The sequence below is a fragment of the Vibrio sp. V03_P4A6T147 genome, from assembly GCF_002241085.1.
In the GTDB taxonomy this organism is placed as follows: domain Bacteria; phylum Pseudomonadota; class Gammaproteobacteria; order Enterobacterales; family Vibrionaceae; genus Vibrio; species Vibrio anguillarum.
The window spans coordinates 1-8,096 of sequence record NZ_NDIO01000023.1 but is presented as its reverse complement, the minus strand read 5'-3'; the positions used below and the strand labels follow the sequence as shown (position 1 = coordinate 8,096).

Here is an 8,096-nt window from a genome sequence, read left to right as displayed (position 1 = left end):
GGTCTGCGTCCTATTCATTAAACACAAGAGTCAGATGGCTATCATGCGGTGCGATGAAGTCAACGCAGTGCTTAACTCATACCATTGATTAAGGCGAAATGAAGTATGTGGAAAAGTGTCAAAGTGATCTTTGTTACCCAAGTTGTTCTGGCAGTGTCCATTGTGTTGGGCATTTCTAGTTACATTGATTACCAGTCAAAGAAAGCGGAGTTGCAGCATAGCCTAGATACATCAATCTTGAATGCAAAAGAGCGTTTGAGCTACAGCCTACCTAAAGCAATTTGGGATTTTGATTTACATGCCGCCAAACTCACTATTTCAGCAGAGTTAAATAACCCAGACATACAAGCGGTTAGAGTGAAAGATGCGGGTGGTACACCGCTTCTTTTCCTGAGTACATCACCCGACTCTCAAGATGTGAAAGAGATGGAACCCAATGAGGGGAAACAATACGAATCCATGCTCTCTTCGGTGCAAAAGCTCACCTTTGTTGAGTATGAAAAGGAAAATGAAGTTGGTCAGGTAGAGCTTTTCTATAACACAGATAGGCTAGAAAAAACCTTGTTACAAAGTCTGCAATATAGCCTGATTGAGTTGCTGATTTTAGATAGCGTAATGATTGTATTCCTAATTTTGGCGTTAACGAAAACCGTCCTTCGCCCGCTCAACGATTTGACAGAGCGAGTGGCCGATCTTGCAACCGGTGAAGGGGATTTAAGTCGCATCATTCCAGAACCCAAATATAGAGAGTTTTCGCAGATCATCCGCAGTATTAATCATTTTACGGAGTCGCTAAGGGAGATAGTTGTACAAGTAACGAATGCTTCTGTGCAGTTAAAAGACACCGCAGAGATGAGTGGTCAGGTTGCCATGAGAAATGCGCAGCAAATTGATCAACAAAAACACAGTTTATCGACCGTCGCTGCCGCTTCCACACAGATGAGTCAGTCGGTGGCAACAGTGGCTGAAACCGCTAATGACGCCGCAAGGCAAGCAAGTGAGGCTTCTCAACTGGTCGATAATGTTTACCAATCAATAGAACGCTCTGCTGCCGAGATTGTAAACATGCGTTCCGAAATGGGTTCGGTAAACGCGGAAATGCATAAGCTGCTTGATGAAGGGCGAAAAATATCAACGGTGGTCGGGGTGATTAATGACATTTCCGAGCAAACCAACTTGCTGGCACTGAACGCTGCTATTGAAGCGGCACGCGCAGGTGAGCATGGCCGTGGTTTTGCAGTAGTGGCTGACGAAGTGCGCAACCTTTCGACCAAAACCAGCCAATCACCGAACAGATCAAACCAATATTCGCTCACTTAGCAGTGCAACAGAATCGGTTGAGCAAGAAATTATTCGCATCTCTAATTTGTTAGAAAGCACCGCTAAGCGAGTATCAGAGTCACAACATTCTGTGGAGCAGGTGAAAAATACTATCTCTGAAATTTCTGAAAGAAATGGCGAGATTTCGCATGCCACAGAAGAGCAGAAACAAGCCATTGATGAAGTCAGTCAGGCGATTGTTGAAGCATCAGAGGCCACTAATGAGCTGTCGAGTAGTGGTCAAGATAATGCTCAGAGAACGAAAGAAGTTCTTCAACTGAGCTCAAATATTAAAACTCATATGCGTAAGTTCAAAACATAAGTTCCACCTTCAAGGAGAAGAAAGTATGAAGCGTCTGTTGATCTTTATTTTCAGTATGATGATGGCCTTACCGAGTAGCTTTGCTGCTACTATTACGGCTGCGCAAGATCCATGGCCACCGTTTATTTCACCGGATAAAAGCATGCCGGGGCTATCGGTAGAAATCGCTGTTGCGGCTATGAAAACACAGGGCTATGACGTCAATTTTCAAATCATGCCTTGGTCACGAGCATTAGATGAGGTGAGTAAAGGCAGAATTGATCTGTTGCCCGCAACTTGGTATACGCAGGAGAGAACGGCTTATTTACTTTACAGTGACTCATATTTAGAAAATGAACTGAGCTTTATTAAAAGAGCAGGCGATGCTTTCGAATTTTCAGGTTTAAATAGTTTGAGTGGTAAACAAGTTGGCATCGTTAGGGGCTATGGTTATGGGGATGACTTTTTATCCGCCACTAATTTCAACAAACCAGACGCTAATGATCTCACGACTAACTTGAAGAAACTGCAAGCCAAACGAATTGATCTTACCCTTGAAGATAAGTTGGTCGCGTTATCGACCATGAAAGAGGCGGGCTTAAATAGCAGTGATTTTCAGTTTACCACGGCATCTTTGTCTAAAAATCCTTTACATGTTACCTCAGGCAAAGCGAACCCTAATGCGCAGAAATATATTGATGCGTATAACAAAGGGTTAGCCACGATTAAAGCTGACGGAACATTTGATGCCATTTTAGCGAAATACGGTATTCAGTGATTTTTTTAAAAAAAGGCCGCAGTTTTAACGCTGCGGCCTTTTCTATTCCAATAGGATTTGAATCCTTTGAAGTAAGCATTGGGGTAAATATTAGCGCTTTGAGCCGCGCTGCTCAGCTTTACGTGCTAATTTTTGCGCACGCTTTTGCTCGATCAGTGATGCGGTATCGCCGCCAATGTGTGCTTCTCCACGCTGTTTTGCGAGCTGAACTTGTTTTTCTCGCTCACGGAAACGGGCCAGTTGTTCCGCAGAGTGAGTACCGAAGCAGGATGGGCAACTGACGCCTTGCTCGTAGACTTCGCTCTGTTTGTCTTCATCGGTAATCGGCAAACGGCAAGCGTTACATACATCGTAGTGACTCTCTTTTAAAGCGTGCCCTACAGCCACTCTGCCATCAAACACATAGCAGTCACCTTGCCATAAGCTCTCTTCTTGCGGCACTTCTTCTAAGTATTTCAAAATGCCACCTTCGAGATGGTACACCTCATCGAACCCTTGCTCTTTTAAATAAGCCGTGGATTTTTCACAGCGAATCCCACCAGTACAAAACATCGCGACTTTTTTGTGTTTCTCTGGTGCGAGGTTCTTCTTCACATAATCAGGAAACTCACGAAAGGTTTCAGTGTGTGGGTTAAGCGCATTTTTGAAGGTGCCGATTTGGATTTCATAATCATTACGGGTATCGACAACCAGCACATCAGGGTCTGAAATTAGCGCATTCCAGTTTTCTGGTTTCACGTAAGTGCCCACAACGTGACGAGGGTCAATACCTTCAACGCCCATAGTGACAATCTCCTTTTTTAGCTTCACTTTGGTACGGTTAAATGGCTGCTCTGAGGCTTGTGATTCTTTGTAAACCGTGCCTTTCAAATTCGGTTCAGCATCAAGCCAAGCCAGTAGCACATCTATCCCTTTGCGTGTTGATGCCACGGTGCCGTTAATTCCTTCACTGGCTAATAATAGCGTGCCACGAATTTGGTTTTCCTCCATTAGTTCAAGAAGCGGTGCTTGCAGCTCTTGGTAGTGATTGAGTTCAACAAACTTATAGAGTGCACAGACGACGTACTGACTCATGGGGTACCTTTTAAAAAACGATATAAAGAATTGAGGCGCATTATAGCGAAGGGACGCGCCCACAAATACGGACAATTATTAAGGACAATATTAGATGGGGTAGACCATTGGGAAATCCATGGTTGGATGTGCTGCGACAAGCGACGAGTAGCCATACACCTGCTCAATTCTTTCTGCATTGAGCGCTTCCCAAGGTGGCGCATCACAAACCAGTTTGCCATTGTGCAGCATCACCATGCGATCTGCATATTGAGCCGCAAGGTTGAGATCGTGCAGCACGACTACAACAGCGCACTGCTCTTGGCGTGCTAATGAACGTGCAATGCGCAGTGTATTGTGCTGGTGAGCCAGATCTAACGCTGACGTTGGTTCATCCAGCATCAGGATTTTTTTGTCACCGGAGTGGTGAAGTTGAGTTAATACCCGCGCCAGATGTAAACGTTGTTTTTCACCACCCGATAAAGCCGGGTAGAGATTGTTCGCTCTATCGCTGATATCGGTTTGTTGCATGTAGTGTAGCGCCACTTCACTGACTTGTTGGTGGCTTAAATTTAATGGCAGTGCGCCTAATTCCACCACTTCTTGAGCGATAAAAGGAAAGCTCAACGTACTTTGCTGCGGAAGAATAGCCAAGTGCTTTGCTAACTCATTCGGTTGCCACAGTGCTTGCGGAACACCGAAGTAAGCCATTTTGCCTGTTGATGAGATTTCACCGCTGAGTATTTTCAGCAAGGTACTTTTTCCAGCACCATTGGGGCCAAGTAACGCTGTGACTTGACCTGAAAAAATCTCAATATCAATCTTATCCAAAATGGTTCGATGGCCAAATGTAACCGATATATTACTGGCTTGGATCGCTGCCGTTGTACTCAAAATACTTTGCCTTTTTGTTGAAACAGAAGATAAAGGAAGAAAGGTGCACCCACCAGCGCAGTCACAATCCCGACAGGCAGCTCCGCAGGTGCCACTGCTATACGGGCAAACATATCGGCGACAGTGAGTAAGAGTGCACCAAGTAAAGCTGAAATGGGGATCAAACTACGGTGATCGGGGCCAACCAGCATCCGGCCTAGATGAGGGATGACTAAACCGATAAAACCAATCATACCCACCGCGCTGACGGTCACTCCAACGCCGAGTGCGCTGAGTAAAATCATTGAACGTTTAAGCCGTTGCACAGAAATGCCTAGATGACGCGCTTCAGACTCGCCAAGTAATAATGCGTTGAGCGCCATCGCTTGACGAGAGAAAGAGACGAGCAGCAGCAGTAAGGTCACAGCGCACAAGAGAATGTTTTGCCAGTTTGCACCCGCCAGTGATCCCATTGACCACAATGAGAGATCGCGTAGCATTTGATCGTCTGCAACATAATTCAAATAGCCAATACCCGCCCCCGATAGCGCGCTGATGGCGACGCCTGCGAGTAGCATGATGGTGACGGAAGTACCAAATTTACTGGTGCCTAATTGGTAAACCAACAAGGTAGTCAATGCACCGCCTAAAAAGGCAAAAATAGGTACCACCGCAGCGCTCATCCACGGGTTGGAAAACAGCGCTAAATTGGCGAATAGCACAATCGCAAGTGCGGCTCCGAGGGCTGAACCTGCCGAAACACCGATAATGCCAGGCTCAGCTAATGGATTACGAAACAAGCCTTGCATCACCGTTCCGCACAGCGCCAAAATTGCGCCGACCAACAAGCAGAGCAGGGTCCGCGGAAAGCGTATCTCGTGGATGACTAAATTGATGTGCGCGGCAATGTCATTGGAGTGCAGCACGAGACTTTTTATGCTGTCACTGAAGCTGATATTCATTGGACCAACGGTGACAGAATAGAGGCTCACTAAGATTACCAAAACTAACAGCGTTGCATTCACCACATTTTTTGAGAGATGACGTAACAAAATAAGCTCCTTAAGGATAGAGCAATGCGTTTAGACGTTGCGCTTCAGCCAAGCTTTTAAGGCCTAACCCGCCGACGAGAGCGTGGCCATCGATGGTGATGATCTGCTTATTTATCCCAGCCGGAGTTGCTACTAACGTCGGTATGGATTGCAAAATGGCGTCTGCTCCTCCGAGTTTTTCATAACTGCGGCCACTGACTAAAATCACGTCCGGTTGCATCTCAATTATCGCTTCCATCGACAGTGGTTTATAAGACGTCACTTGTTCAGCGGCTGGGTTAACCGCGCCAGCCAACTCAATAATGCTGTTTGGCGTGGTGTCACTGCCCGCTACGTTGGCTGCTCTTCCTTCGTGGATAAGAAGAAATAGCACTTTTTTCGGAGTCTTGTGGGTAGATTGATGGTGGGTTAACGCCGCTATTGTGCTTTGAACTTGCTGTTTGAGCGCTTTAGCTTGAGGCTTTGCATCAGCGAGCGTCGCGATTTGGTCAATGCGTGCCAACAACCCCTGTGGTGTGGATTCATCATTCACCACCTCGACGTTAACGCCAGCGCCTTTAAGCTGTTGCAATGTGCTTTCTGGCCCCATTTCACTAGAACCAATCAATTGTGTTGGTGCTAAGGCTAATAATCCTTCTGCGGATAATTGGCGATGATAACCGATTTTTGGGAGAGCAAGATCGTTTGGAATTTCACTGGTGACATCGACCGCAACAAGTTTATTTTGTGCGCCTAACGCAACGAGGATTTCGGTCACCGCGCTGCCCGCACTGATGATCCGTTCTTGCGCGCAGAGCCAAGGTGAGAAGATGAAGAGCGTTATGGCAACAAGCCAATGAGAAAGAGATTTGTGTGTCATCGTGTTGTACTCATGAAAATCATACGGTTTTTAAAAGCGCGTATGAATAGGCTATTGGGGATGGTCGGTTAATAACTGAGTGGCAGCGATGCCATTGTCTTGCAAGAACGCCAGCAATTTAACCAACTGCTGCACTTCGGCGGTTTTGTCTGCGCCAATCACGATCGGGCGATCACTCGCTTTGCTTTGTTCTAACAATGCCAATGTGAAGTTATTCCAATCGATATACTGTTTGCCATCGATAGCCCAGTAAGGTTCGTGCGCCAGAAGATTCACTGTGATTGACTGCTTGTTCACTTCACTCACGGTGGGTGAGTCGGTTGTTGGCAGTGAAACGTCTAATGACTCAAATTTAACCGCAGCTGTAAGCAGTAAAAACACCATGACAATAAAAATGATATCCAACAATGGCGTTAAATCTGGCATTAATGCGGATGAGTGAGAGTGCGGCGTTTTAATCATGATGCATTAACCACATCATTATCAGAGACGTCTTCATACTTAGCTACACGCTCTTGTTTGGTGGTGCAATCATGCTGTAAAGAAACACCTTCGAGCCATAAGTTGACATAATTTAGTGTGTGCTCAAGTTTTGCCATCACTCTGTCAGCCCATACGCCAAGCAATTGAGCGCCGGTAATTGCGGGAAGCGCGATCAGCAAACCTGCAGCCGTGGTTCGCATCGCAATGCCTAGGCCATCCGCAAGGTCGTTTGGCGTAATATTGCCAGAAGAGAGCGCGACCCCCTTGAACATTTCAATTAAACCTAACACAGTGCCAAGTAAGCCTAGCAGTGGGCTGATCACACCAATCAAAGATAAAATACGCAGTCCGGAATGCAGTTGATGACGCTTTTCTTGCAACCAAATGCCCGCCGCATCTTCACGCAATCCTTTAGAGAAATCGTGATGAGCAAGCAGCATGGCAACCCCTTTATAAAGCAATGGGCGCTTGCTGGAAAATTCACTGGCTAGCGTCTCAATTTGCGCTGTATGGGTCGGTGATATTTGGTTGAGCGCACTACCGATCGCACCTTTTCCAACACCAAGGCTAAGCAGTACTTGGAAAAGCCGTTCAGTAATGATCATGGTCGCAAGTGCTGAGCAGACAAAAAGAGGCCAGGCCATCAGGCCAAGTTGTTGTTCTAGTTGAGTAAGTAGTTCCATTATCCTTCCAATTTAAAACGTACTGGGATTTGCACTCGGTGGGCTATTTTTTCACCGTTCACCACTTGAGGAGAGAATTTCCATTGTTTGATGGCATTAAGAGCCGATTCATCCAGCAGCGCCGCGCCCGACGAAGAGAGCAAAACCTGTTTGATTTGGCGGCCGTTTTCGTCTAACCACACCTCATACATAGCGACCCCTTCAATTCCTCGTTTTTGTGCAAGCCTTGGATAAACAGGAGGGGCTGGGCGAGTAACAAAAGACGGCGCATCGACTAATTTCGGTTGATTAGTTGCGCCGCTGCTGCTTGGGGCGGCGGCGGTTTTCGGTGTCGATTCAGCGCTATTTTCATTCTCTACAGAGGATGTCACAGCTTCCTTTACAGGAGTTTGCACTTGTGCTGATTTTGTCGGTATTTTAGGAGCCGGTTTGTCTTTTACCGGTTTTGACAGGCTCTTTTTCTGCACCACTTTTTGCGGCTCTTTTTTTGCTGGTTTGGGTTTGTTGGCTCTCTTTTCTGGAGGTGGGGTTTTTGTTGCTTGCTCTTGTACTACCTGAGCTTGAGGTTGAGCCACAAAGTTAATCGACACTGAGGTGGATTGATTTCCCGCAGGCATGGCAAACACTTTTGATTCGTCATCAACAAACAAGATCGCCGCGTGAATCGCGAGAGATAGACTGCCAGCGACAAGAT

At 46.4% G+C, this 8,096-nt stretch carries 8 protein-coding genes and 1 pseudogene; 2 read left to right on the top strand and 7 right to left on the bottom strand.

Going from position 1 to position 8,096, the window contains the following annotated elements:
* The first annotated feature begins 105 nt into the window (after positions 1 to 105).
* Positions 106 to 1,642 (top strand): annotated as a pseudogene (locus B9J84_RS00785) (methyl-accepting chemotaxis protein).
* Between the two features lie 25 nt (positions 1,643 to 1,667).
* Positions 1,668 to 2,399 (top strand): transporter substrate-binding domain-containing protein, encoded by a 732-nt coding sequence (locus B9J84_RS00780; RefSeq protein ID WP_013856728.1) that lies wholly within the window; start codon positions 1,668 to 1,670, stop codon positions 2,397 to 2,399.
* 90 nt (positions 2,400 to 2,489) lie between these two features.
* Here the strand turns inward: B9J84_RS00780 and B9J84_RS00775 are convergent, their stop codons facing one another.
* From B9J84_RS00775 to B9J84_RS00745, 7 genes are all read right to left on the bottom strand, one after another.
* On the bottom strand, positions 2,490 to 3,473 hold the full coding sequence (locus tag B9J84_RS00775; protein WP_026027546.1) for a rhodanese-related sulfurtransferase: 984 nt from the start codon (positions 3,471 to 3,473) through the stop codon (positions 2,490 to 2,492).
* Positions 3,474 to 3,563: 90 nt separating this feature from the next.
* Positions 3,564 to 4,346 (bottom strand): heme ABC transporter ATP-binding protein, encoded by a 783-nt coding sequence (locus B9J84_RS00770; RefSeq protein WP_094123301.1) that lies wholly within the window; start codon positions 4,344 to 4,346, stop codon positions 3,564 to 3,566.
* On the bottom strand, positions 4,343 to 5,287 hold the full coding sequence (locus B9J84_RS00765; RefSeq protein WP_404206157.1) for a FecCD family ABC transporter permease: 945 nt from the start codon (positions 5,285 to 5,287) through the stop codon (positions 4,343 to 4,345). The genes B9J84_RS00770 and B9J84_RS00765 overlap by 4 nt, the downstream gene beginning before the upstream one ends.
* A 100-nt stretch (positions 5,288 to 5,387) precedes the next feature.
* A complete protein-coding gene (locus B9J84_RS00760; protein ID WP_017044793.1) occupies positions 5,388 to 6,236 on the bottom strand; it encodes a hemin ABC transporter substrate-binding protein in 849 nt (282 codons plus the stop codon).
* 51 nt (positions 6,237 to 6,287) lie between these two features.
* Positions 6,288 to 6,698, bottom strand: a complete 411-nt coding sequence (locus B9J84_RS00755; protein WP_013856733.1) for a biopolymer transporter ExbD — start codon at positions 6,696 to 6,698, stop codon at positions 6,288 to 6,290.
* Positions 6,695 to 7,402 carry a MotA/TolQ/ExbB proton channel family protein gene (locus tag B9J84_RS00750; protein WP_088732524.1) on the bottom strand — a complete coding sequence of 236 codons (708 nt, stop codon included), beginning with the start codon at positions 7,400 to 7,402 and terminating at the stop codon, positions 6,695 to 6,697. Before B9J84_RS00750 ends, B9J84_RS00755 begins: the two co-directional genes overlap by 4 nt.
* Positions 7,402 to 8,096 (bottom strand): energy transducer TonB (locus tag B9J84_RS00745; protein WP_143698816.1); only part of this gene is annotated, 695 nt, incomplete at its 5' end. The genes B9J84_RS00750 and B9J84_RS00745, both read right to left, overlap by 1 nt.

What these genes read in the sequence shown, in the direction of transcription:
- B9J84_RS00780 (WP_013856728.1), top strand. Translation starts at nt 1,668, where the DNA reads ATGAAGCGTCTGTTGATCTTTATTTTCAGTATGATGATGGCCTTACCG.
- B9J84_RS00775 (WP_026027546.1), bottom strand. Translation starts at nt 3,473, where the DNA reads ATGAGTCAGTACGTCGTCTGTGCACTCTATAAGTTTGTTGAACTCAAT.
- B9J84_RS00765 (WP_404206157.1), bottom strand. Translation starts at nt 5,287, where the DNA reads ATGAATATCAGCTTCAGTGACAGCATAAAAAGTCTCGTGCTGCACTCC.
- B9J84_RS00760 (WP_017044793.1), bottom strand. Translation starts at nt 6,236, where the DNA reads ATGACACACAAATCTCTTTCTCATTGGCTTGTTGCCATAACGCTCTTC.
- B9J84_RS00755 (WP_013856733.1), bottom strand. Translation starts at nt 6,698, where the DNA reads ATGATTAAAACGCCGCACTCTCACTCATCCGCATTAATGCCAGATTTA.
- B9J84_RS00750 (WP_088732524.1), bottom strand. Translation starts at nt 7,402, where the DNA reads ATGGAACTACTTACTCAACTAGAACAACAACTTGGCCTGATGGCCTGG.